This window comes from Bacteroides fragilis, from assembly GCF_019583405.1.
In the GTDB taxonomy this organism is placed as follows: Bacteria; Bacteroidota; Bacteroidia; order Bacteroidales; family Bacteroidaceae; genus Bacteroides; species Bacteroides fragilis_B.
In genome coordinates, this window is the sequence record NZ_SZUU01000008.1 from 55,241 (window position 1) to 80,258 (window position 25,018).

The 25,018-nt window shown below is 40.1% G+C and carries 15 protein-coding genes; 12 read left to right on the plus strand and 3 right to left on the minus strand.

Features of this window, described 5'->3' with window-relative positions; all coding sequences use genetic code 11:
* The first annotated feature begins 2 nt into the window (after positions 1 to 2).
* The 11 genes from FDF36_RS16240 (at position 3) to FDF36_RS16290 (ending at position 17,418) form a co-directional block, all read left to right on the plus strand.
* Positions 3 to 1,952 carry a RagB/SusD family nutrient uptake outer membrane protein gene (locus tag FDF36_RS16240; RefSeq protein ID WP_220392051.1) on the plus strand — a complete coding sequence of 650 codons (1,950 nt, stop codon included), beginning with the start codon at positions 3 to 5 and terminating at the stop codon, positions 1,950 to 1,952.
* A 146-nt stretch (positions 1,953 to 2,098) separates the two neighbouring features.
* Positions 2,099 to 3,640 (plus strand): arylsulfatase, encoded by a 1,542-nt coding sequence (locus FDF36_RS16245; protein ID WP_193684065.1) that lies wholly within the window; start codon positions 2,099 to 2,101, stop codon positions 3,638 to 3,640.
* An 802-nt stretch (positions 3,641 to 4,442) separates the two neighbouring features.
* A complete protein-coding gene (locus FDF36_RS16250; RefSeq protein ID WP_220392052.1) occupies positions 4,443 to 6,848 on the plus strand; it encodes a TonB-dependent receptor in 2,406 nt (801 codons plus the stop codon).
* Positions 6,849 to 7,135: 287 nt separating this feature from the next.
* Positions 7,136 to 9,442, plus strand: a complete 2,307-nt coding sequence (locus FDF36_RS16255) for an outer membrane beta-barrel protein (protein WP_193684066.1) — start codon at positions 7,136 to 7,138, stop codon at positions 9,440 to 9,442.
* Positions 9,443 to 9,475: 33 nt separating this feature from the next.
* Positions 9,476 to 9,691, plus strand: coding sequence for a hypothetical protein (locus tag FDF36_RS16260; RefSeq protein WP_220392053.1), 216 nt, complete (start codon positions 9,476 to 9,478; stop codon positions 9,689 to 9,691).
* A gap of 219 nt (positions 9,692 to 9,910) precedes the next feature.
* Positions 9,911 to 11,125 (plus strand): radical SAM/SPASM domain-containing protein, encoded by a 1,215-nt coding sequence (locus FDF36_RS16265; RefSeq protein WP_220392054.1) that lies wholly within the window; start codon positions 9,911 to 9,913, stop codon positions 11,123 to 11,125.
* Complete coding sequence (locus FDF36_RS16270; protein WP_022012106.1) at positions 11,122 to 13,314, plus strand: peptidase domain-containing ABC transporter; 2,193 nt, start codon at positions 11,122 to 11,124, stop codon at positions 13,312 to 13,314. The genes FDF36_RS16265 and FDF36_RS16270 overlap by 4 nt, the downstream gene beginning before the upstream one ends.
* A gap of 48 nt (positions 13,315 to 13,362) precedes the next feature.
* On the plus strand, positions 13,363 to 14,358 hold the full coding sequence (locus tag FDF36_RS16275) for a hypothetical protein (protein ID WP_022012107.1): 996 nt from the start codon (positions 13,363 to 13,365) through the stop codon (positions 14,356 to 14,358).
* Between the two features lie 73 nt (positions 14,359 to 14,431).
* Complete coding sequence (locus FDF36_RS16280; RefSeq protein ID WP_022012108.1) at positions 14,432 to 15,283, plus strand: glycosyltransferase family 2 protein; 852 nt, start codon at positions 14,432 to 14,434, stop codon at positions 15,281 to 15,283.
* A gap of 1 nt (position 15,284) precedes the next feature.
* Entirely contained in the window at positions 15,285 to 16,673 is a 1,389-nt protein-coding gene (locus FDF36_RS16285; protein ID WP_220392056.1) for a hypothetical protein, read from the plus strand.
* Positions 16,663 to 17,418, plus strand: coding sequence for a lanthionine synthetase LanC family protein (locus FDF36_RS16290; protein ID WP_220392057.1), 756 nt, complete (start codon positions 16,663 to 16,665; stop codon positions 17,416 to 17,418). Before FDF36_RS16285 ends, FDF36_RS16290 begins: the two co-directional genes overlap by 11 nt.
* A gap of 99 nt (positions 17,419 to 17,517) precedes the next feature.
* Here the strand turns inward: FDF36_RS16290 and FDF36_RS16295 are convergent, their stop codons facing one another.
* Together FDF36_RS16295 and ahcY are read right to left on the minus strand one after the other, a co-directional pair.
* Positions 17,518 to 20,019, minus strand: coding sequence for a YfhO family protein (locus FDF36_RS16295; RefSeq protein WP_022012111.1), 2,502 nt, complete (start codon positions 20,017 to 20,019; stop codon positions 17,518 to 17,520).
* Between the two features lie 104 nt (positions 20,020 to 20,123).
* Positions 20,124 to 21,542, minus strand: coding sequence for an adenosylhomocysteinase (ahcY, locus tag FDF36_RS16300; RefSeq protein ID WP_220392058.1), 1,419 nt, complete (start codon positions 21,540 to 21,542; stop codon positions 20,124 to 20,126).
* A gap of 186 nt (positions 21,543 to 21,728) precedes the next feature.
* Between ahcY and FDF36_RS16305 the strand changes: the two genes are divergently transcribed.
* Positions 21,729 to 23,297, plus strand: a complete 1,569-nt coding sequence (locus FDF36_RS16305) for a sensor histidine kinase (protein ID WP_220392059.1) — start codon at positions 21,729 to 21,731, stop codon at positions 23,295 to 23,297.
* Positions 23,298 to 23,362: 65 nt separating this feature from the next.
* On the opposite strand, the gene FDF36_RS16310 is transcribed toward FDF36_RS16305, so the two are convergent.
* A complete protein-coding gene (locus tag FDF36_RS16310; protein ID WP_220392060.1) occupies positions 23,363 to 25,012 on the minus strand; it encodes an AMP-binding protein in 1,650 nt (549 codons plus the stop codon).
* Positions 25,013 to 25,018 lie beyond the last annotated feature (6 nt).

The window sequence follows — 25,018 nt, forward strand, 5'->3', positions numbered from 1 at the left end:
AAATGAAAAAGATATATCTATCATTGGCTATTTTAGCCGGAATCGGACTGGTCGGATGTAATGACAGCTTTTTGGAGCATGCGCCTGTCACCAGTCTGACAGAGAATAACGCTTTCAAATCTTACGATAACTTTAAGTCGTTTGCATGGCCCTGCTATGAGATATTCAAAGACAATAATATAGCCAATACTATCAACGGAACCGGGCAAGGATCTTGTTATGCAGGTGATATGAATGCCGGATACTTGGAGAGTCGTGCCAATGAGTCAGGTAATGACTATGCTTTCGGAAGGGTGCAGAGTGTGGCTTCGGGCAATGGTTGGGGATTTTCCGGCACATTCCGTCGTGCTAACATCTTGCTTGCCAATATCGATAAGTCAGAAATGACTGATGCTGAAAAAGACCATTGGCGTGCGGTGGGATATTTCTTCCACTCATATTGGTACATGGAGCTTATCAACCGTTTCGGGGCAGTACCTTGGGTCAATACAGTTCTTAACGAAAGTTCTCCCGAAGCTTACGGCCCCCGTGTTGACCGCGAGATTGTAGCAGACTCCGTATTGAATCGTTTGAAATGGGCTGAAGCGAATATCGGGGATTTTGAGAAACAAGACGGTGCGAATACCATCAATCGTGATTGTATTCGTGCAGCTATCTCACGATTTACGTTGCGTGAAGCCACTTGGCGCAAATATCACGGAATGGAGGGTGCCCAGAAGTTCTTTGACGAATGTATCCGGGTGTCTCGCCTGTTGATGAATGATTATCCTACTCTTTACTACGGAACAGACGGTCAGCCTGCAGCCGGATATGGGGAGATGTGGACTACAGAAGATTTGGGCAAAGTGCCGGGAGTCATTCTGTACATGGAGTTTGTTCAGGACATCAAGATGGCCAACTTCAGTGCATTGGAACACATGGATAGCCATAATGTGGAGATGAACCAGCATACAGTTGATCTTTATCTGTGTAAGGACGGTAAGCCGATTGCTACTTCTGAGAACTATCATGGAGACAAAACGCCATACGCTACTTTCCGCGACCGTGATCCGCGTTTATATCACGTGGTGATGCCTCCGTATAAAGTAAAAGCAAAGGCTAAGACGAAAGATGATCCCAGAACATGGGATTATACCGATGACCCTGCCGACCGTGAATACATTGACATAATGGGACCTAACGAATCGTGTGATAACCCCGGTATCGGCATGAAACGTCTGCCCGGACAGAATTGGGCAGCCTCACTGGTTCCTTCTTCACCCAACTTTATGGGAGGTATCGGAGCTACAGGTTTCGTGAGAAGCCGTTCGGGATATTACTTCTGGAAGAACTGGAGCAACTGGGAAACGAACCGAAATGGAGGTATCACTCTGAACACATCGGATAAACCTATCTTCAAAATAGAAGAGGTATTGCTGAATTATGCTGAGGCCATGTGCGAGACAGGACAGTTCACTCAGGCAGTGGCCGACGAGTCTATCAATAAACTACGTAAACGTGCCGGTGTGGCAGATATGAAGGTTGCCGAGATCAACGATAGCTTTGACCCGAATCGTGGCCGCTATTACCCGAAAGGTAATGAACAAGGTGTTCTAGTAGATCCTGTTTTGTGGGAAGTCCGTCGTGAACGTATTATCGAGTTAATGGGTGAAGGCTTCGGATTCTATGACATCCGTCGTTGGAGAATGGCTCCCTGGTTCCTCAATCGTCAGCTCAAAGGAATGTGGATGACGAAAGATAAGTTCAGACATGGTGCCCAGTTCTTGCTGGATGAAACGACCGGCGGACCGGATCCTGCCGACGGAGCCATGACAGAAGGATATATCTATCTGCAACCCGACCCTATCAAAGCAGGCGAAGGCTGGCAGGAGAGATATTATCTTTATGAAGTTCCCAGCCAGGAGATTATTCTGAATCCTGCACTTGCACCTAACAACCCGGGATGGGAGTAATTGAAGCGGAATATAAATGAACCAAACTCACCATAGATTACACAGATTAACACAGATTCTTTAATTTAACTCTCAGTGAAATAAATTATTAATCTGTGAAAATCCGTGTAATCTGTGGTGAATAAAACTCGAAATAAACCCAACGAATGAACCATAAAATCATTTATAGCAGTGCATTGCTTGTCGGGCTGGGTGGCTCGCAAGCATTTGCCCATAAAGAGAAGGCACATAACCCTCAAAAACCGAATATCATCTTTATCATGTGCGATGACATGGGGTACGGAGATTTGGGTTGCTACGGACAGCCATACATCAGTACGCCCAACATCGACAACATGGCCCGTGAAGGTATGCGCTTTACGCAAGCCTATGCCGGAAGTCCGGTGAGCGCACCTTCGCGTGCCTCGTTGATGACCGGACAGCATACCGGACATTGCGAAGTCCGTGGTAATAAAGAGTATTGGACTCAAGCATCTACGGTGATGTATGGCGATAATAAAGAGTTTTCGGTTGTCGGACAACACCCTTATGATCCGGAACATATCATTCTGCCTGAGATCATGAAAGATAACGGATATACTACCGGCATGTTTGGCAAATGGGCAGGGGGGTACGAAGGTTCTGTGTCCACTCCCGATAAAAGGGGGATCGATGAATATTATGGATATATCTGTCAATTTCAGGCCCACCTCTATTATCCCAATTTCCTGAACCGTTATAGCCCGTCGTTGGGCGATACGGGTGTCGTACGTGTTGTGATGGAAGAGAATATCAAATATCCGATGTACGGTCCCGATTATCATAAACGTACTCAATACTCAGCCGATTTGATTCATCAGAAAGCGATGGAATGGATCGATAAACAGAATGAAGATCAACCTTTTTTCGGTGTTTTCACCTATACTTTGCCTCACGCAGAACTGGTGCAGCCGGAAGACTCTATTCTGAACCATTACAAGACACAGTTTACTGATGATAAAGCTTTTGGTGGTCAGAAGGGGTCCCGATATAATGCTATCACCCATGTACATGCACAGTTTGCAGGTATGATCACCCGTTTGGACCATTATGTGGGTGAGGTCCTGAAGAAGTTAGAAGAGAAAGGATTGGATAAAAATACGATTGTCATCTTTACCAGTGATAATGGTCCCCACGAGGAAGGCGGGGCCGATCCCACTTTCTTCGGACGTGACGGGAAGTTGCGTGGCTTGAAACGCCAGTGTTACGAGGGTGGTATCCGTGTTCCGTTTATTGTTCGTTGGCCCGGTCAGGTTGCTGCCGGAACAGTGAATGATCACCAATGTGCTTTTTACGACATCATGCCTACCTTGTGTGATTTGACGGGTGTGAAGAATTTCCCGAAAAAATATGTGAATAAGAAGAAAGAATCTGATTATTTTGATGGCATTTCTTTTGCCCGGACTCTGTTGGGTAAGAAGAACCAGAAGAAACATGATTTTCTCTATTGGGAATTTAATGAAACGAACCAGATAGGTGTACGCATGGGAGATTGGAAAATGGTTGTTAAGAAAGGTATTCCTTTTCTTTATAATTTGGCAACAGATATCCATGAAGACCATAATGTAGCTGCCGAGAATCCGGATATTGTAAAGAAAATGGTTGGAATTATCCACCGGCAACATACGGAAAATCCGAATTTCAAGGTTACGTTACCTGCCGTGATGTAGATCTCTTATACAAATAAACGATTGGCGCTGTCCCTATTCACATTGGAGAGGAGGGGCAGCGCTTTTTTGGTTTGATAGCTAAAATTGCTGTTTAGTGTCAGAATGTTTGCTATTCTATCTTTTTACTGACACGTGCTTTGGGAAAATAGGATGAAATAGAGACGGTTTTATCGAAAATTCTTTTTCGGATCATTTCCTACCGGGAGATTATGGAAGAGGTGCTTAACTTCGTACCGGCAAAGAACTAACTTCCTGTCGGCAAAGAATTAACTTCTTGGGAACAGGAAGTTAACTTCGTATTAAACAAGAAGTTTGTTTACTGACGCAAATATGTTTTTTCCTTCTCGAAACATCCCTTAATTCAGGGAAAAGAGCTGTTTCTCTTCTATAACATAGTTTGAAGAATTTTTTTTTAAAACGTCATTCTGAACGTTTACGAGGATTTTTGGTCTTTCCTGAATAGCAAATGTCCTTTTCGTCTTGTCCTTATGGTGGCATTTTACTGTATTTTCTTACTTTCTGACTTTCCGGAAAATACGATTCCTGCGTTTTTTACTCTCTCCTTGTTTCCAAGGCGCAAAGAATTGATTCTAAGGAGTTTCAAAATACATTTTGACAGAATGGTAAAAGAGGATTATAGATTTTATTATTTGAATATTCTTTTTATTGCAACCTTCTCTTAGAGGTTTACGTCTAATCTCTAAGATCGGGCGGTAGAGCAAACAACCGGTTCATTTTTTGCCCTTACAATCATCGAATGCTTTGTATTTTGATAAACAACAAAACTATAATTGATAAAACTATGAATTACAAATTGATTTACCTATGGCTTGTCTGCCTGTCTTTTTCATTGAGTGTAGCAGCGCAACACAACACGACTATACGAGGAACCATAGTTGATGAACGGAGCGAAGCGATGCCCGGTGCTGTTATAGCATGTTTCCGGAAAAGCGATAATCAGATGCTTCATGCTACAACGAGTAATGCGGAAGGTCGGTTCTCTCTTTCCATTGATTGGGAAAAAGAGTTGCTTCGTATCTCCTTTCTCGGTTATGAGGATGTTGAAATTACAGATGGGGACAGTGATCCGCTATCTATAGTGCTGAAACCGTTAAGCGTTGAGCTTGGTGAGGTAGTGGTGAAAGCCAGGTCAATAGTGACTCAGAAGAGCGATCGGTTGGTGTTTTCTATTGCTAACGTTAATATAACTAAAGGTAACAATGCGATGGGAGTGCTTCGATTCACTCCTTTAATGAGGGTGGAGAATAATAATCTGTCTATGATTGGCAAAGATGGTGTGACCCTTTATGTTAATGGAAAGAAAAGTAATATCTCTCCCAATGCTGTCAGTGGGTATTTGCAGAGTCTTCCGGCAGATAAAATAGATAAAATAGAAGTGATAACAGATCCGGGCAGTAGTTTCCGAACCGATGGGAATGAAGGCATTATTAATATTGTATTCAAGAAGGACGAAAGCCAAGGTCTGAAAGGGACTCTGTCCATCGGTGATAGCCAGCGGCACTATAACTCGTATGATGGTAATCTGTACCTGGATTATCAGAAAAAGAAGTTTGCTTTTTCTGCGAGCGTTTACGGAGAGAATAACAAATCTTATGATCGGACAGATGCCCAGTACTCCTATTTCAGTGATAATCGTTACAATGGTATCAGCAATCGAGAAACCACTTCGACAAAGAATATAGGGACAAGTTTTACGGCCGACTATCAATTGGCAGAAGGACAGACGATTGGCGCAATGGTCGATTTTTCTTATCAAAAGAGAGATCAGGATCTTTTTACTACAACCTTGTATCGCCCATTGAATAGCTCTGTCTCCGATTCAACGATCTATTCAAGAAATTTAGGAGACCATTCTTCTCTTTTCTTTTCTTCCAATCTGAATTATCGTCTGAAAACAGATGGTAAGGGTAGTATGTTAGCGCTGGATGTTGATTATCTGTGTAGTGAGAAACGCAATCCATCTTTCTTGGATTATTCTTACGTGGAGCAGGGAAATGTGTCTGATCCTTTCATGCGATTTCAGCAAAAATCAATTGATAAATACGATACCTATTCTGCCAAGATTGAGTATACGCATGTATTTACTCCAATGAGCAAACTGAACTTCGGTGTTGAGTATTATCGTATGACTTCTGTTTCTGATTTTTATTATGCCAACTATCGGGACCAGAATTATGTGAATGACCCTCAGAAAAGTAATCTTTTTGATTTTGATGAAGATTATGTAGCTGGTTTCATTACATACAATCGGGTTTGGAGTCCTAAGTTCATCACCGTGTTGGGCGCTCGTGGCGAGTATGTTTATGATAAAGGCGTGCAGAAAACTACAGGAGAGAAGATTAGCAGACATGAGTTCGCTCCGTTACCTATGTTGGTGCTGATGTACAATATTCATCCGGAGCATCAGTTGTCATACACTTTTGCTTCACGAATGTTGCGAATCCCCTTTAATTATTACAATCCTTTTCGTTATTACGTTAGCCCAACAATTTATAAAGAGAATAATCCTGAACTTAAAACTCCGGTTGCATATATTAATTCGTTGAAATACGTACTAAAGCGACATTATATCTTTAGTTTCAGTTATGCCTACTCAAAAGACGGTGTAAACCACTTTAATATTCCGGTCGAAGGGGGGATGACCAAGCAAACTGTCGCAAACTTTGGAAAAGTACATATGTTGAATGGTGTTTTTAATTGGAATGATTCATTCTTTGATGACTATCTTTATTTCAACTTGTCTTTGGATGGTCAATACTATCGTTCATACGGGAATTTGGAAGACACAAAGATTGATGTGAGTAGCTTGTCTTATAGTGGATCGGTTGATGCCGGAGTTCTATTATCTAAACGTTATGATTGGAACTTAACAGGTACATATCGATATAGAAGCGGGATGAAAATGGCGCAGGAGAATTCAAATAAATCTTTCCGATTGAGTGTAGAGTTAAAGAAAGGATTTTCTAATGGAATATCTTTGAAAGCAGGCGTGAACTCTTTACTTCATTCAAAGCCTCGTAGATACAAAGAATATGATAACTATAGTTATAATTTACTGTCTCAAGATGCTGATTTCAGATCTTATTATATAAATGTATCTATTCCTTTCGGACGAAAGAAAGTGTCGGGTGCTAAAAGCCATTCGGGGGCTTCGGCTAATGTGAAAAATAGGATACAATGCTTATAGTTATTTTCGGTGAGGAATGTTTTATGCTGTCTATTTATTGCTAATAAAATGACTTGATAGATGAAATCTGGATGTCTATATATCTGATAATGTGCTATTTTGTATTTGTCTATGAAGGATTTCCGTTTCTGTTGCTTATTTTGTTTATATTTGCATCGTAATTTGAAGTTAAATCCTTTTTCTAATACAAATAACGAATGAATCACAGACAATTTTATGTATGGTTTCTATGCTTGTTTTTTTCTTTAGAGATAGTTGCACAAAGTGTAAGGGTTAAAGGAGTAATCTTGGATGAGCAGAATCGTCCTCTGGTAGGGGCAGTAGTGGCTTGTTTGCAGTCAGGGGACGATCGTCTACTGCGTGGGACTACTACCGATAGCGTTGGAGCTTTTAATTTGAATGTTGATTGGCAAAGTGAGTGGATACGGATTTCTTATCTTGGTTATGGGAACGTAGACTATAGATCAGCTATAGAATTGCCTTCTACCGTTGTATTGAAGCCTGCCAGTGTAGAGTTGGGCGAAGTGGTAATACAAGGTAAATCCATTATTACTCAAAAAAATGACCGTTTAATTTTTTCTATAGCTAACTCTAACCTTGTGAGAGGTAATAATACTGCTCAACTCTTACGTTTTACTCCGTTGATAGATATGCGAGATGAACGGATCAGTATGTTGGGTAAGAATGGGATGTGTCTTTATATAAATGGAAAAAAGAGTATCTTGTCAGGAGAAGCGATGCAGAGCTATTTGCGGAGCCTTCCCGCAGAAAAAATAGATCGTATTGAGTTGATTGTTAATCCGGGCAGCGAGTATCACGTTGGTACTAATGATGGTGTTTTGAATTTGATTCTGAAGAAAGACGAAAATCAAGGGTGGAAAGGAACGGTTTCATTGAATGATAAACAGGGTGTGTATAATAGCTACGATGGCAATTTATATTTGGATTATCAGAAAAATAAGTTTGCCTTGTCTATCAGTAGCTATGGTAATAAGAATCGAGAACGGTACGATCAAGAAGTCCGATATGATTATTTGAAAGATGGATTACGTAACTATGTGGATCAGACAACTCGGCTGAATCATAGATACGGGGGAACAAATGTGATAATGGATTATCAATTATCCGATAGGCAGAGAATAGGAGCGTCTGTTGATGTGTTTTATGCTCGTCGCGGAAATAATCTTGATGGAACAACTTTATATGGACAATTGCAGACAACTCGGCTTGATTCTGCTGTTTATGCCCGGAATTTGGGAGACGTCACGCAGTTCTCTTTGTCTGCCAACTTGAATTATCGTTTGCAAGTAGGTGATAATGGTAGCCAGTTTGCTTTTGATGCGGATTATCTGCATACAAATAAGGAGAATGAAGAGTTGTTGGATTATTCTCGTATCTATGGAGATATGATTGATGAGCCTTATGAACGGTTTAGCCAGAATACAGATGAGCAGTATAATACTTATTCGGGGAAGGTAGAGTATCTACATGTTTTTACTCCGACACGTAGACTTCAAGTGGGAGTTGAAGCTTATCATCTAAATGGATATAACAATTTTTTTTATGGTGATTTTCAAAATGGAGATTATGTCAGTGATTTACAGAAGAGTAATCGATTCAATATGAATGAAGAATATTTGTCTGTATATGCGACTTATAATCATACGTGGAATTCTAAATTTACAAGTACATTAGGATTTCGTGGGGAATATGTGTATCGTCATGGGAACCAGGTAGCTACTGGTGAAGGTATGAATCATCACGATTTGACTCCTCTGCCGTCATTGTCATTGAGTTTCAATCCTAATTCCGATCATCAGTTGGCATATTCATTGAATACATCCATTGTGCGTATTCCATTAGTGTTGTTGAATCCTTTTCGTTATTGGGTGAGTCCGACGGTATATCGTGTGAATAATCCGGATGTGATTTCCCCTTATCAGATTAATACTTCGTTAACTTATGTGCTTAAAAGGCATTATATTTTTTCTGTTAGATATCTGACAGGGAAAGGAGTCACTGGTTTTCAAACTCCTATGGAAGGAGGATATACACAGATCCGTACAGAGTCTTATGGGCGTAATCATTCGGTGCTTGCTCTTTTTAGCTGGAATAATTCATTCTTCAATAATTACCTGACTCTAAATGCTGCATTGATTGGGAGTTATACTCGTGCTTATGGGCATTTTGATAAATATAAAATAAATGTGACTGATTTCTGGGGTGACGGTACATTGAATGCAAATATATTGTTGTCTAAGAAATATGACTGGAACGTGACAGGGAGTTTTAGATGTTCCAGTGCTATAAAGCAAGCCGAGTATGAAGGGAAAAAGAGCTACCAAGTAAGTTTGAGAGTGCGTAAAGTGTTTAAGAATAATATATCTCTAAACTTTGGGATTGGTCAACTTCTGTATAAAGCAAGTCAGCGTAACTTCTTCACAGATGATTATCGTACCTATAATCATACAGATTATAATTTTCGTAAATATTACGTTGGGATCAGTATTCCGTTTGGGCGTAAAAAAGTATCGGGAGCCAAATATCATAAAGGAACATCTTCAAGAGGAAAAGAGCGCTTGAATGCGCAATAATTAATAAAATTATTAATTTTTAAATGAATGATTATGAACGGAAAATTTACACAAATTGCTGAGTTTATCGAAGATTTGGAAACTCAGAATGTTATCAATGATGATGAACAGTTCCTTATGCTGGTAGGAGGTAATTCTACAGGAAAAACAACCAATCTGGGTTGTACTAATGCCGGTTGTACGAATCCTAGTGATACAAGGGATGATGTCGACTGCAAAAATGTTAGCTGTGTAAATGCTGGTTGCTAACTAGAATTGAAAATAGGGGGATGATCTAAATATTAATTATCTTGTAATTATTGTAATATGAATAGTTTTAAGAAAATTAATCTTTTGGATTTTCCCCTTACTTTGTTTCCCTTTTTATAAAATTGTAATACTATGAAGCGGAGCATATATAATAATGTCATTTCTTTGTCAACTGGATATTTTCTACTTTATAATTCTTATGCAAATATGTATATACTTATGAAGAAGAATGTCTGTGACGCTTTTTTTATGTTATCGGTTGAGGAAATCAAGATCAAATTCTCTTCTTTTTATGAGAAATTAATAGAATCAGGGTGTTTGGTTGAGGATTATATTGATGAGGTTGGCTTATTGAAAGAACGTATTCATCAAGTTGAAAATGAAGATAGTGATTATTATTTAACTATTAATCCAACCCTTAATTGTAATTTTAAATGTTGGTATTGTTATGAAAATCATTTGTATAAATCTAAAATGGAGGTTGATATTCTTGAAAGGGTAAAAAAGCATCTTGAGAATGTCATTAAGAAGTTAAATCATACACAGAGGTTTCATTTAGGCTTTTTTGGCGGAGAGCCCTTATTATATTATACTGATGTTGTACAACCCATTTTGAAGCATTTAAAGTTGTTGTGCATGGAATATGGCGTTGATTCTTCTATTGGAATCACTTCAAATGGATATTTGATTAAAGAACAAATGGTCAATGAATTGAAGGAACTTAATGTTTCCTCATTCCAAATAACTTTAGATGGCGGGCGAGAATTTCATAATAAAGTACGTTATCCATATAATGGAGGTGACTCATATAATCAAATTTTAAGTAGTATAAAAAAATTGATTCATGTCGGTATTTATGTAGTATTACGAATTAATTATACACAAGCAAATTTGCTCTCCGTACGATCAATTATAGAAGATCTAAAAGATATCCCCGAAAGTGATAAACTTTTTCTTGCAGTTGATTTTCAACGTGTTTGGCAAGATGGAGATTCTAATGATTTAGTATTACAGGATTGTTTAGAAGAATGTATTGATGGCTTTGAAAATTTGGGCTTGCGAGTTAGCTCTCGAATTTTAAATCAAGTGTGGAGACCTTGTTATGCAGATCGGAAAAATCAGGCATTGATTAATTTTAACGGTGATGTATATAAATGTACTGCTCGTGATTTTACTCACGAAAATAGATTGGGGGTATTAAATGCTTCGGGTGATATTGAATGGGACGCGCATAAAATGGGCCGGCGAATGAATCAACGTTTATCAAAAGAGATGTGCTGCGATTGTCGAATTGCTCCGTTATGTGGAGGAACTTGTACTCAGCGTATATTAGATAGTGGTGATCGTATTGATTGTATCCGTGGTTTGGATGAAACAGGGAAAGATAGGGTTGTTCTGGATCGATTCTATTATAATATGGTTAAACAGGTATGAGATTCCCTTTTAGAAGCCAATTAGAAGGTGCTGACTGTGGCCCGGCATGTATACAAATGATAGCTGCTTATTATGGGAAACAAATTTCTATATCTACTTTGAAAGATTATTGTCAAGTAACTCGTATAGGGGTTTCATTGAAGGATATTTTAGATGGATGCAAACGCATAGGTATACATGCTGTACCTCTTCATTTATCGAAGGAAAAAGTGATAAGAATGCCTCTTCCTGCTATTTTATATTGGAAACAAGAGCACTATGTGGTACTTTATTGTATAAAGGAAAATAGAGGACGAAATATTTACTATATAGCTGATCCGGGTTATGGAAAAATAAAATTGGAAGAGTCTGCATTTTTAGAGGCGTGGGCACCAAATGGGGGACAGGGGGTTGCAGTTGTTGTAGAGCCCGTGGAAACTTTTAGGGACGAAGCTGTCCAACAAGAAACAATAAAACAGAAAGTAATAGCTTTCTTATCAACTTTTCGATATCTTTCCAAACAGAAAAGAAATCTGCTAGGTGTATTAATGCTATCTGGGATTATTTTTGGTTGTAGCTTATTAATTCCTTTTCTACTTCAGAAGATTATGGATGATGGTATAGCACTTAAAAATCTGAATTTGATATTACTTTTACTTTTAGGGCAAATGTCATTATATGCGGGAAGTTTGTTTTCGTCGGCTGTGAATCGTTGCTTATTATATCGAACCGGTTTACAGGTTGGTTTGGCAATTTCTACTCAGTATATTTGGAAGTTGGTAAAACTACCTATCAGCCTATTTGATACAAAATTGGGTGCGGATTTGTTACAACGTTTGGAAGACGAAGGGAAAATTAGAAATTTCCTGACTACTACAGTTAGTTCGTCTCTTTTTATGTTTTTGAATCTTCTTATATATTCTTGTATCTTACTGTATTATAATATTTATGTGTTTCTTGTTTTTTTATTGTTTAGCGTTATTTCAGTTGTTATGGCTCGCTGTCTATTGAGAGTTCGTAAACGTTTGAGTTATGCACTTTTTACAGGAATCGGAAAGAAGAAAAATCTAGAATATGAATTGGTATATGGAATGATGGAGATAAAAGTGAATGCAGCGCAACATCCATTCTTGGCACGATGGGAAGGACTTCAGAAGAGCATTAATTCTCAGTCTTTAAAGACTATGCTGTACGAATCTATCATTTCTTTTGGAGCTTCTTTTGCGGGTACATTTAGGGATGTTTTGATTACTGGTGGGTGTGCTTTTTTTGTGATAAAAGGGGAAATGTCTATTGGCATCATGCTAACTATTACTTATATATTAGGTCAATTGTCAAATAGTGTAAGTCAGATAATGAATTATAGTAACACTTCACAAGATGCTGCTTTGGCTTATAGCCGTTTAGATAATATTTTAAGTGTAACGGAGGAGAATGTTGGCAGAACTATAGTAGAGATACCTTTGATGTCTGAAGCGTTTCGACTTAATAATGTTTCTTTTAAATATGATGGTTCTTTTAATCCGTATGTACTAAAAGATGTTGATATAGAAATACCTCGTTCTAAAGTGACAGCAATCGTGGGAGCAAGTGGTAGCGGAAAATCTACACTGTTGAAGTTATTGTTGGCCTTTTATTACCCACAAAAAGGGGAGTTGAGAATAGGTGGAGTACTTATGAAAGAACTGGATGTAAATGCTTGGCGTGAGAAATGTGGTGTTGTAATGCAGGATGGATATATTTTTAGCGGTACTATTGCCGATAATATTGCCTTATCTGATGAAGAGCCTGATCAAGTACGCTTGAAACAGGCTGCTCGTATAGCTTGTATTGATGAATTTATAGAGCGGCTTCCTATGCAATATTATACAAAAATCGGGAAAGCAGGTGTTGATTTAAGCGGTGGGCAAAAACAACGTATTTTAATAGCTCGGGCAGTGTATAAGAATCCGGAGTTTATCTTCTTTGATGAGGCTACATCTTCTTTGGATGCCACTAATGAAAAAGAAATTATGGGGAATCTGAAAGAGTTTTATAAAAATAAAACAGTAGTGATTATTGCGCATCGTCTGAGTACGGTGAAAGATGCCGATAACATTATTGTACTCGATAATGGTTTTGTAGTAGAGCAAGGCTCTCATACAGATCTAACTGCCCGTAAGGGTAAATATTATCATTTAGTAAAAAATCAGTTGGAATTGGGGCAATGAAGTATAGATTTTTTTTAACTTTGTAGCTATTCTAAAAAGTGAATATGTATGCGTGTGTTTATTGTTGTGATTTTTGTTGGCCTTCTTTTGTTGGGTGCTTGTAGTCAGAAAAAAGGTGTGGGACTGGATTTAAAGCAAACGGAAAAGTCTATATTGCAAAATTCTGATAGTATGTTGGCATTGCTAAAGGGTATTCCTGCTCTTGATAATATCTATATTGAGCATCTTGATTCTGTTTATAGGCAATCCATTTCCAAAGCACAAAGTATGTATGATGAGGAGATATTGCTTCGTGAAAATGCCGAACAGAAGGTAAAGTTGGTATATTTAGTGTTGACTAATGTAGGATTGATTGCAGTAACTGTTGGCATGGGGTATGGCGGCGTATATATTCATCGAAAATATAAGAGGCAGAAAGAGCAAGAGCTGGAAGAGCTACTTATCAGACATCAGGATGAATTGGAGTCTCTGGAGACAGAACTGGGATTGGTAAAGGAAAAATCAGAAAGAAATATTGAAACTCTCAGTGACTTGAAAATCGAAAGGGAGGCATTGGCTGAGCAAGTAAAGAAAGAGGAACAACAAGCGAAAGATTTTGAACGTTTGATTGCGGAAAAAGAAGTTCAGATTGGGCTATTACTGAAAGATATAGGGGACAAAAAAGATGTAGATGAACGTGTTTCGCAAGTCCTGGAAGGATTAAATTTGGAAGCCCGCTTGAAGTTAAGTGTTAAGGAGAAGAGTAAGCTGTTGAGGATTGAAGTATCGCAGTTTAAAAGTTATATCGCCTATCACAGGAAAATGGCTCCACAGTTTGTACAGGCATTGAGAAAGTGTATGCTCACTGATTATGAAATTGTAATTTGTCTTTTATTTAGTACGTCTTTAACTCATAAACAAGTTTGTGAGGTTTTATGTAAGACTTCTGAAACTCTGAGCCGAAATAAATTACGTCTTAAGAATAAAATAAAAACGGAAGGGGACGAAAAAGTATGGAATATTATTAAACAATGGATTGGTTGGGATTTGGATAAAGATGGATAAATTTACTAATATAGTTGTATCTGAGATTATTTGTTTCTTTTTGTGGTGATTTTGTTGTTAAGTTAAATAGATTATGTCAATAACCCCTGCTATTAGTATAGTGATGCCCACTTATAATATGGGATCTTATTTATTTGATTCTGTTCCTAGTATATTGGGGCAGAGTTTTGAGGATTTTGAGTTGATTATTGTAGATGACGGTTCTACTGATCAGACAGAAGAGATAATAAAATCATTTACAGATTCGCGTATTGTATATATTTATAGGGAACATGAATATATGGACTCCATGAATGCGGGCATAGCTGCTGTGAGAGGGAAATATATTGTGCGTATGGATGCGGATGATCTTATGACGGAAGATCGATTAAAGAAGCAGTTTGATTTTATGGAAGTTCATCCGGAAGTAGATATTTGTGGAGGAGGTATGGAATTGTTTGGTGATGCAACGGGGTGTTTGTATCCGTTGGTGGAGCATCGTGCTATTGCTGCCTCGTTGTTGTTACAAAATACGGTGGTACATCCAAGTGTAATTATGAGAAAAAGTAGTTTAGATGAATATATTGCAAAACGAGGATTTCTCTATGATAAAACTTTTGTATTTGCTGAGGATTATCATTTGTGGACTTGTCTGATGATGGAAGGATATCGGTTTGCTAATATTAGGGAAATTCTGGTAAAACATCGAGTGTCGAAAGAAGCTGTTACTTCAAAACATTCTGTAGAAATGCAGAAGGCAACAATCGCAACCCAAAAAGTGTATTTAAAGTTTGCAATTCAACAAATAGTAAAAGGAGAAAGGCAGTATTTACCGTTGATCGAGGAGGTCGGTAAATTATCTTCATTACAGTTATTAATGCCGCAGGATGTGGTTCAACTTATCTATACACTTTATAACCGACTATTGACTACTTCAAATCAATGATATGATTTATATTTCGGCTCAACCGGATGAGGTCTATTTTCTGTGGCAGTTAGAGTTGCAGATTTTTAATTTCCAAACATGGGGGATTCCACCCGAACATATTCATGTATTGGTCAGCTATCAATCGAATAAAGGGTTGAATCCTGATTTTAAACGTTTCTTTAGTGAATGTCATGATGCTTGTTTTTTTGCTTATCCGGATACGCGCTTGCGAAAAAAGTATTTATCGTCATTGCGTCCACATATTATAGCAAAGCATTTTCGGGCACATCCGGAATTAGAAGAAGAAACATTGTTTTATCATGATTCGGATATCTTGTTTTGTAAAAAGCCTGACTGGCAAACACTGTTGGAGGATGACTGCTGGTATGCGTCAGATACACGTTCTTACTTAGACAGCAATTATATAAAAACGAATGCGGGTAGGGGTGAGTTTCTTAGAATGTGTGAAATCCTTTCTATAGATCCCAAATTGGTAGAGGAGAATAATAATTCTGCGGGAGGATCACAATATATTCTGAAACATTGTACTGCGACGTTTTGGGAAAAGATAGAGCATGATTGTGAAAAATTGTTCTCTTATTTATATTATCGTCAAAAATTTATGACCCACATTAGTCCGGATTTTCAGATATGGTGTACGGACATGTGGGCTATGTGGTGGAATGCTATATTGGGAGGGCGCTGTTTCAAAATTCATCCTTTAATGGACTTTTGCTGGGCAAATTCACCTGTAGAAGAACTTAAACGAAAGGTTATATTGCATTATACTGGAAGTTGCAGGACTAATGAGTTGATATTTGATAAAACTAAATTTCAAACCCACGCACCTTTTTATTGTGACTTGTCAGGAATAGGAATGGAATCGTGTAGTACTTTTGTGATAGATGTTATTTTGAAATATCGGAAAATGCTTGATGCCAAACGTAAGCGGATTGATAATACTATATTTGTGGTACTTGCTAATGAAAAAGAGATTCAGTGGGAAAGAAAAGCAATTATTACACGACAGTATTTTTTGCGTTATTGGGATGTGCCTGTTGAGATAGTTGCGGGGAAGACTGAACGGGATGTAGCGATAGAGCGAAAATACTCCAATTGTTGGGTGATTCCATCGGGACTCATTATTCCGATAACTGAATTGGAAAGTGTGATAAGCGAATTAGAACAATATCCAGTGGACGGGGTCCTTATTTATAAGGTGAAAGTGGCTAAAGTGGACTCACTGGGGGCTCTTGTGTTCTCTTCCTTATTGGATATTCGTTATCTTGAGGAGAATATAGGTAAAACGATACTTATGAAGCAGCTTGCTGAATTGCACTTATATAGTGGTGAGAGTATTAATAATCAAAATCTAGTAGATAAAATGTTGAGGGCATATGAATTATGATTCAATAAATAAGGCAGTAGTTGATAAGTTTATTGCTCACTACGCCAATACGGATCAATTGGGGCTGTCATCAGGTAGGGCCGGTATTGTTTTGTTATGCTTTTTAATGGCTTGTCGTGAAGAGAATAACGATTATTATTGGGCATTAGGTGAAAAACATCTTCTATATTTGTCCCGACATGTATACGAGGTCCAAAATATTTCTTTTACTAATGGGCTGTTAGGTATTGGGTGGTTACTGGAACTTATCACTCAGGTTCGTGGTACAGAATACAATTATACCGATATATTGGAAGAAATCGACAATGTAATTTATAAACAGGTTACCTTCCATCGCAACCTTCCTTTTTCGTTGGATAATGGATATATAGGATGCTATTTTTATCTGTATTATCGTTTAAAAGGCACTCGAAAAGGGATGAGCTTCTACGAAGAGTTGGCATTAAAGGAGTGTATTGTATTGGTGATGGGGCGTTTATATCAGGAGATGCAAAAGGGGGAGGGAGGAGCCCTCACAATATATGATTGGTTGCAGTGCCATATTCTTACAGGGCAATTTCGGTTGTTGCAGATACAAGATACAATTACAAGGAACATATTGATTGAAACCCGGAAAAAATTATCTACTAATGGGAAAGTGGTACACAGGAAGATTCATTTGGAAGAGTCTTGTACTCTTTTGGATGCTTTGCATTACTTAGTGACGCAGACCGACGGGTATCGGGTTTTATCGAATTTCTTGTAGAAATAAAAAAGTTATATATAGAATAAAACACAAACTCCTCAGACTACTTCTGTCTGAGGAGTTCGTGTTTGTAAATGATGAACCGATCTCTGTAGACGGTTATTTTTTTATGCTTTCTCCATATTTTTTCCGGTTGATCCATACCAGAATAATTACTCCTATCAGCAATAATGCCATCGCTCCATATGCAATACCTTCTGTGACGTGCAGACTTTGCGGATCAAAACGCATTTCGATGGTATGCTTACCCGCCGGTACGTTCATAGCACGTAAGATGTAATCTGCACGGGCAATATCGGCAGGTTTGCCATCAATGGTTGCTGTCCATCCCGGATAATATATTTCCGAGAATACAACTACACCGTCTTTGGGTGAGGAGGTCTCGTATACTAATTGGTTGGGTTCATAACCCGTCAACCGGATGGTAGACAGTGAGTCTTTGTAGCCTTCGTTCACTTCCTTCAGGGCTGCTTTAAACTTAGAGTCTACTATAGCGGTTTGTTGGAGGTCGACTTGGCCGATGGCATCGATTTCTTCGTTCGCATTGTTCACGTACTGTACTTTATCTACGAACCACGCATTGCCGAAAGCATATGGATTTTCAATGGGGACTGTTTGGCCTTGTTGCCCGGCAGGGAATATAAAGTACTTTGTATTCAGCATATTCAGTACAGGGAATTTAGCTGCGTTCACACTGTCCATTTGTCCGCCTGCTGTTGCTACTTCCTGATAGGCTGCCTGCATCTCTTTGGCAATATGATGGTCTATCATTTCCTGATAACGGCGGAGTTTGGCAGCATGGTAGCCACCTACGCTCTTGTGCCAATAAGAAGTATTGTTTTCTTCGAATGTATTGCCTGCGAAGTTCAGTACACGGTAATCCGGTGATTGATCTTGCAGGATCAGTTCATCTGTCTGACTCTTTCGGAACGTTGCAGTCTGTTCGGATTTCGGGACGAACTGTTCGTCGTACAAATAGCGTTTGTTTACGCTCCACATGTCTCCCAGGCATAGCAGGGCAATAGCGGCAACAGTCCAGGTCGCTTTCAGTTTTTTTGCATTGTAAGCCAGTAAGAGCAGGGTGCCGATAGTAACGATAAAGAAACTGCGCCAAGCGTCAGAAGTGAAAAGGTGCACACGCATCTCTTCAAGATTAGCTACTATAGGCGATAACTGATCGGCGGGCAGAGCGTTCTGCAGGGCTGCCATCTCGTTAGCAGGAATATAAGTCGGGAAGAATAGGCGGGGAGCAATGGCAAAAAGTAGCGCAAGTCCCCCGGTCAGTCCGAAACTGATATAGATATATTTCAGTTTTTCTTTCAGCAGCTCCGGCTTGGTAAGTATCTCTTTCAGAGTGAGAATCGCGAGCAGGGGAATGGTAAACTCGGCTATTACCAGAATGGAAGATACGGCGCGGAACTTATTATACATCGGGATGTAATCGATAAAGAAGTCTGTCAGCCCCATAAAATTTTTACCCCACGAAAGCAGGATAGAGAAAATGGTGGCTCCTAACAGTGCCCATTTCATGGGACCTTTTACAATGAAACAGCCCAGAATGAAAAGCATTAGTACAAAAGCACCTACGTAGACAGGACCGCTTGTCATGGGTTGGTCGCCGAAGTACTGGGTCAGTTGTGAGTAGAGGCTGCTATACATCGGATTGGCTTTTTCCATTGCCTTTTCACTTCGTGACAATGGCACCGAGGCACCTCCCTTGACATTGGGGACCAGTAATGAAAATGTTTCGCCGATGCCATAGCTCCATTGGGTGATATAGTCACGATTGAGCCCGCTGCTTGTTTGCTTTGCGGCAGCTCCTTCATATTTCAACTCACTTTTGCCACGCATCGTTTCTTTGCTATACTCGTAAGTGTGGTATAGGCTCGAAAGATTGATGGATACACCGATTAATCCGGCGATAATCAGCACACCGGTAGCTTTGAAGAACTGGGGAAGTTCTTTTTTGCGCCAGGCATCTTCGAAGAATGCACCTACCATGAAGAGAATGACAAACAGGAAATAGTAGGTCATTTGCACATGGTTGGACAAAATCTGCATGGCCATGAACAAAGCAGTGACAATCCCTCCTAACAAATATTTTTTCCGGTAAGCAAGTACAATCCCTGCTATTGTAGGTGGTATATAGGCAAGGGTGATGAATTTCCAGATATGTCCGGCAGCAATCAAAATGAAGAAGTAGGACGAAAAGGCCCAGATAATTCCTCCCAACCCCGAGAGCCATGCCGGTATGCCGAATGCCCTTAGCAGGATATAGAACCCGAGCATCATGATAAATGTGAGCCATACGTAGTTCGGGAGAAAAAGATGATATACTTTTTGTACGAATGTCAGCGGCTCGGTGGAGTCGTAACTTGGGGACATCTGGTAGGTGGGCATTCCTCCGAAAAGGGCGTTTGTCCAACGTGTGCGTTCACCTGTTTTTTCATAGTACTCTTTAGCTTCCTGTCCGGCTCCGGCTCCGGCTACGGTGTCGTGCTGGAAGAGAATCCGGTCTTCAGTGATCGCCGGGAAGAAATAGATGAAAGAGATGACTATGAATGCCAGAATGGCAATGAGATCTGGAAGAAACTTTTTCATTTACGATTAGACGATTTACAATTTATGATTGAGGTTTGACTGTAGGATTAGACGATTTACAATCCGGCTTAACCGTTATTCGTAAATCGCCCAATCGTAACTTTTTAATATCTGTAGTGGTCGGCTTTATATGGGCCGTCAACCGAAACTCCGATATAGGCAGCCTGCTCAGGAGTCAGTTTGGTCAGCTTTACACCGATCTTTTCAAGATGCAGTCGGGCTACTTCTTCATCCAGGTGTTTCGGCAAGCGATATACGTTGATGTCGTATTTCTTGTTGAACAGCTCGATCTGTGCCAGTGTCTGGTTAGTGAAAGAGTTGCTCATCACGAAAGAGGGATGTCCTGTGGCGCAGCCCAGGTTTACCAAACGGCCGTCTGCCAATAGAATGATGCTGTGTCCGTCAGGGAAATAATAACGGTCTACCTGTGGTTTGATATTGACACGTTTGATACCCGGGTAATGTTTCAGGGCATCTACCTGAATTTCATTGTCAAAGTGACCGATGTTACAAACAATGGCCTGATCTTTCATCTGTTCCATGTGATCGATACGGATGATGTCGATGTTGCCGGTTGTGGTAACAAAGATGTTACCTTCTTTGCAGGCGTCCTCCATGGTCACTACCTCAAAACCTTCCATAGCGGCCTGAAGTGCACAGATGGGATCGACTTCTGTTACTAAAACGCGGGCTCCATAAGAGCGCATGGAGTGTGAGCAGCCTTTACCTACATCTCCATAACCGCATACTACAACTACTTTACCGGCAATCATTACGTCTGTGGCACGTTTAATGCCGTCTGCCAGTGATTCGCGGCAACCATACAGGTTGTCGAATTTAGATTTGGTAACCGAGTCGTTTACGTTGAAGGCAGGGAACAACAACTTGCCTTCTTCCTGCATCTGGTATAGGCGATGCACGCCGGTCGTTGTCTCTTCCGAAACTCCGCGTACTTCAGCCGCTACCCGGTGCCAGCGCTCTTTGTCTTCTGCCAGCACTTTTTTCAGTATGGCGTTCAGTTCTATTTCATCTTCGGCATGTACCTCTTTGTCCAATACGGCAGCATTATTTTCTGCTTCATAGCCCACATGGATCATCATTGTGGCATCCCCGCCATCGTCGACAATCACTGTCGGCCCTTTACCTCCTTCGAAGTTCAGAGCCTGCAAGGTACACCACCAATAGTCTGCCAAAGTTTCACCTTTCCAAGCAAATACGGCAACACCTGAAGCTGCAATGGCTGCTGCTGCATGATCTTGTGTCGAATATATGTTGCAAGAGCACCAACGAACTTCAGCTCCCAGGACTACCAGTGTTTCGATCAGGACAGCAGTCTGGATAGTCATGTGCAGTGATCCCATGATGCGGGCACCTTTCAATGGTTTGGATTCTCCATATTTTTCGCGAAGAGCCATAAGGCCGGGCATTTCTTTTTCTGCCAAGTCGATTTCCTTGCGACCAAAGTCGGCAAGTGTGATGTCTGCCACTTTGTAGGGCAGGGTAGAGAATAATTCTGTGGACATAAATGTAAATTGTTTAAAATATAAAGTGGTGCAAAGATAGAACATTCTGAATAGTAGGGCAAAAGCTATCGGATTTTTTAATCAATAATAACTTCGATTTGTAGGATATTTTTCAGATTTATGTATTATATTTGCAAGTAATCAAATGCTATATACAACAATATAGACTTAAACAACCTGAAATCCATGGGATACTACGAGTATAAAACAAAAGAAGAACTACTGGAGATTGTAGAGAAATTGGAGAAAAAAGTAGAGGGGCTCTCTTCTGAACTTGACTCTCTTAAAAAAGGACGGTTTCGCGAACGGTACAGTACTCGGATTTTGGATGCTTTGCCCGATATGCTTACTGTTTTTGACCATAATGCCAATATAGTAGAGTTGGCTTCATCACCTACGACGAACCATGTCGAAGGTACTACCGCCGAGAGTATTATAAATTCAAATGTAAGAGATATTGTTCCTGAGGAAGCTTATGAAAGTGTTCGTCAGAACATGGATAAGGTGATTCGTACCGGAAAGAGTTCGATAGCCGAACATTCGTTAACGCTGGACGGTATTCTTCACCATTATGAAAATCGTATTTTTCCGTTGGATGATCAATATTTGTTGTGTATGTGCCGTGATGTATCACAAGAGACTGAAATGGCAAGAACCAACGAGGCTCAGCGAAGTGAAATCGTACGTCTTAATTCGTTGATGAATGATATTCTGAATAATATTCCTGTCTATTTGTTTGTGAAAGATACAGGAAACGATTTCCGTTATCTTTATTGGAATAAAGCTTTTGCCGAATATTCGGGAATTTCTGTACAGAAGGCTGTCGGTAGTACGGATGCAGATATATTTCCGGACAAAAAAGATGCCGAACGTTTCCGGCAAGACGATTTGAAAGTAATGAAGTTGGGACGTATTGAATATTTGGAGAATTATACTACGATGAGTGGTGAAGTCCGCACGGTTACCACTATGAAGACAGTCATTCCTTCGGGAGGTCAGCATCCGTATATTATTGGAGTATCATGGGATGTGACCGAAATAAAGAAGACAGAGAAGGAACTTATAGCTGCCCGGGTTAAAGCAGAAGAGGCCGACCGGATGAAATCTTCGTTTTTAGCTAATATGAGTCATGAAATTCGTACTCCTCTTAATGCAATTGTGGGCTTTTCCAAACTGATTATTGAAGCGGAAAATGAATATGAAAAGCGACAGTACGCCGATATCGTGGAACACAACTCAACTATTTTGTTGAATCTCTTCAATGATATTCTTGATCTATCTGCACTTGAAGCCGGCTCTCTGGAGTTTTCTTATCATCCGGTGAAGTTGAAAGATATCTGTTTACAGTTGTATGGGTTGTATGTGAAGTCGGTTAAACCGGAAGTCCGGCTTGTACTGGATGACGTAGATTCGCAACTGTGTATACAAGGAGACTGGGAACGTATTTCTCAGGTATTGGTTAACCTGATTACTAATGCCATTAAATTTACTTCTGTCGGAGAAATTCATTTTGGATTTCAGAAGAAGGCGGATGTAGTCCAGTTTTACATATCTGATACGGGGAAAGGTATTCCGGCAGAAAGGGTGGCTACAATCTTTCAGCGTTTCGGAAAAATAGATGATTTCGTGCAGGGAACAGGATTAGGATTGACTATTTGCCGGATGCTTGTCGAAAAGATGGGCGGGCGAATCTGGGTGCGTTCTAAACAGGGAAAAGGAACTGTTTTCTATTTTACTTTGCCTATGGAAAAATAGTGGAATAGTAAGTGATTAGCGGGAGAAAAGCTCCAAACGCTAATCACTTATCATGTGTATCTATTTTATATGATCTGGATACCCTGCTCTTCACAAAGTTTCAGTCCTAAATCTTTCAATTTGAATTTTTGTATCTTTCCGCTTCCTGTCATGGGGAATTCGTCAATAAAGAAAATGTATTTAGGGATTTTGTAGCGGGAGATTTTATTACGGCAGAAGTCCTGTACGTCCGAAGCCTGCATGGTTACTCCTTCGTGCAAAATAATGAAAGCGCCTACTGCCTCTCCATATTTTTTAGATGGGATACCCGATACCTGTACGTCTTTTACTCCGTCGAGCTTATAAAGGAATTCTTCTATCTCACGAGGATAGATATTTTCTCCGCCACGAATGATCATATCTTTGATGCGTCCCGTGATACGATAATTTCCATCTTCATCTTTGATCCCCAGGTCTCCTGAGTGTAGGAAATTGTTCTTATCTATCACTTCAGCCGTAGCTTGTGGATTCTTGTAATATCCCTTCATGGTGTTGTATCCCCGGTTGCACATTTCCCCTTGTACACCGATCGGGCATTCTTCACCAGTTTCAGGGTCAAGTACTTTCACTTCTGTAAATTCGAAGTCACGTCCTACGGTGTTGCAGCGTACGTCAAACGGATCGTCAATACGTGTAGCGGTCATGCCGGGGGCCGCTTCTGTCAGTCCGTATACACTGGTAACCTTCATATACATTTTTTCTTCCACTTGTTTCATTAACTCTACCGGGCAGAGTGAGCCGGCCATGATGCCTGTACGAAGGCTTGACATGTCGAACATATCGAACATCGGATGATTTAGTTCGGCGATAAACATGGTAGGTACTCCGTAGAGTGCGGTGCATCTTTCTTTATGGATGGATGCCAGTACGATCAGTGGGTCAAAGCGTTCAACCATCACCTGGGTACAGCCGTGGGTCAGGCAGTTCATGGTGGCTAACACTACGCCGAAGCAATGGAACAGAGGTACGCAGCAACATAGTTTATCGTCGGCTGTGAATTTCATATGCTCGCCGGTCAGGAAACCATTATTGCTTATATTGTAATGTGTCAGCATGACCCCTTTGGGAAAACCGGTTGTCCCGGAGGTATATTGCATATTTACCACGTCATGACAGTCGACGCAGGCTTTGAGTTCATTGAGTCTGGTGTCTTCTATATTATCGCCCAACAACAGGATTTCCTGTGTATTGTACATCCCGCGGTGCTTCTCTTGTCCTACGTAGATCACATTTTTCATATAGGGGAAGCGTTCGCTCTTCAAGTGTCCGCGCTCACAGGTTTTCAGTTCCGGAAGCATGTTGTAGGTCATCTGTACAAAGTCACTGTCTTTTTCGCCGTTGACGATGCAGAGCGTATGCATATCCGAGTTTTCGCACAAGTATTCCAGTTCGGCTTGCTTATAGTTGGTGTTTACCGTTACATAGACTGCACCTATTTTTGCGCAGGCATATAATAAGGTAAGCCAGTCCGGTACGTTTGCGGCCCAGATTCCTACATGAGTACCTCTTTCCACTCCGATAGCAATCAATCCTTTCGCCATCTCGTCCACCCGTCTGTTGAATTGCTGCCAGGTGAAGCGCAAGTTGCGGTCGGAGTACACAATATATTCTTTATCGGGTGTTGTTTCGGCCCAATGTTCAAGCCATTGTCCGAGTGTTCTTTCGTATAGTTGCATGTTTTT

Excerpts from the sequence above, each read along its gene's own strand:
- FDF36_RS16280 (WP_022012108.1), top strand. The coding sequence starts at position 14,432 with ATGTCAATAACCCCTGCTATTAGTATAGTGATGCCCACTTATAATATG.
- FDF36_RS16305 (WP_220392059.1), top strand. The coding sequence starts at position 21,729 with ATGGGATACTACGAGTATAAAACAAAAGAAGAACTACTGGAGATTGTA.
- FDF36_RS16295 (WP_022012111.1), bottom strand. The coding sequence starts at position 20,019 with ATGAAAAAGTTTCTTCCAGATCTCATTGCCATTCTGGCATTCATAGTC.
- FDF36_RS16290 (WP_220392057.1), top strand. The coding sequence starts at position 16,663 with ATGAATTATGATTCAATAAATAAGGCAGTAGTTGATAAGTTTATTGCT.
- FDF36_RS16285 (WP_220392056.1), top strand. The coding sequence starts at position 15,285 with ATGATTTATATTTCGGCTCAACCGGATGAGGTCTATTTTCTGTGGCAG.
- FDF36_RS16270 (WP_022012106.1), top strand. The coding sequence starts at position 11,122 with ATGAGATTCCCTTTTAGAAGCCAATTAGAAGGTGCTGACTGTGGCCCG.
- FDF36_RS16240 (WP_220392051.1), top strand. The coding sequence starts at position 3 with ATGAAAAAGATATATCTATCATTGGCTATTTTAGCCGGAATCGGACTG.
- FDF36_RS16260 (WP_220392053.1), top strand. The coding sequence starts at position 9,476 with ATGAACGGAAAATTTACACAAATTGCTGAGTTTATCGAAGATTTGGAA.
- FDF36_RS16250 (WP_220392052.1), top strand. The coding sequence starts at position 4,443 with ATGAATTACAAATTGATTTACCTATGGCTTGTCTGCCTGTCTTTTTCA.
- FDF36_RS16310 (WP_220392060.1), bottom strand. The coding sequence starts at position 25,012 with ATGCAACTATACGAAAGAACACTCGGACAATGGCTTGAACATTGGGCC.
- FDF36_RS16265 (WP_220392054.1), top strand. The coding sequence starts at position 9,911 with ATGAAGAAGAATGTCTGTGACGCTTTTTTTATGTTATCGGTTGAGGAA.
- ahcY (WP_220392058.1), bottom strand. The coding sequence starts at position 21,542 with ATGTCCACAGAATTATTCTCTACCCTGCCCTACAAAGTGGCAGACATC.
- FDF36_RS16275 (WP_022012107.1), top strand. The coding sequence starts at position 13,363 with ATGCGTGTGTTTATTGTTGTGATTTTTGTTGGCCTTCTTTTGTTGGGT.
- FDF36_RS16245 (WP_193684065.1), top strand. The coding sequence starts at position 2,099 with ATGAACCATAAAATCATTTATAGCAGTGCATTGCTTGTCGGGCTGGGT.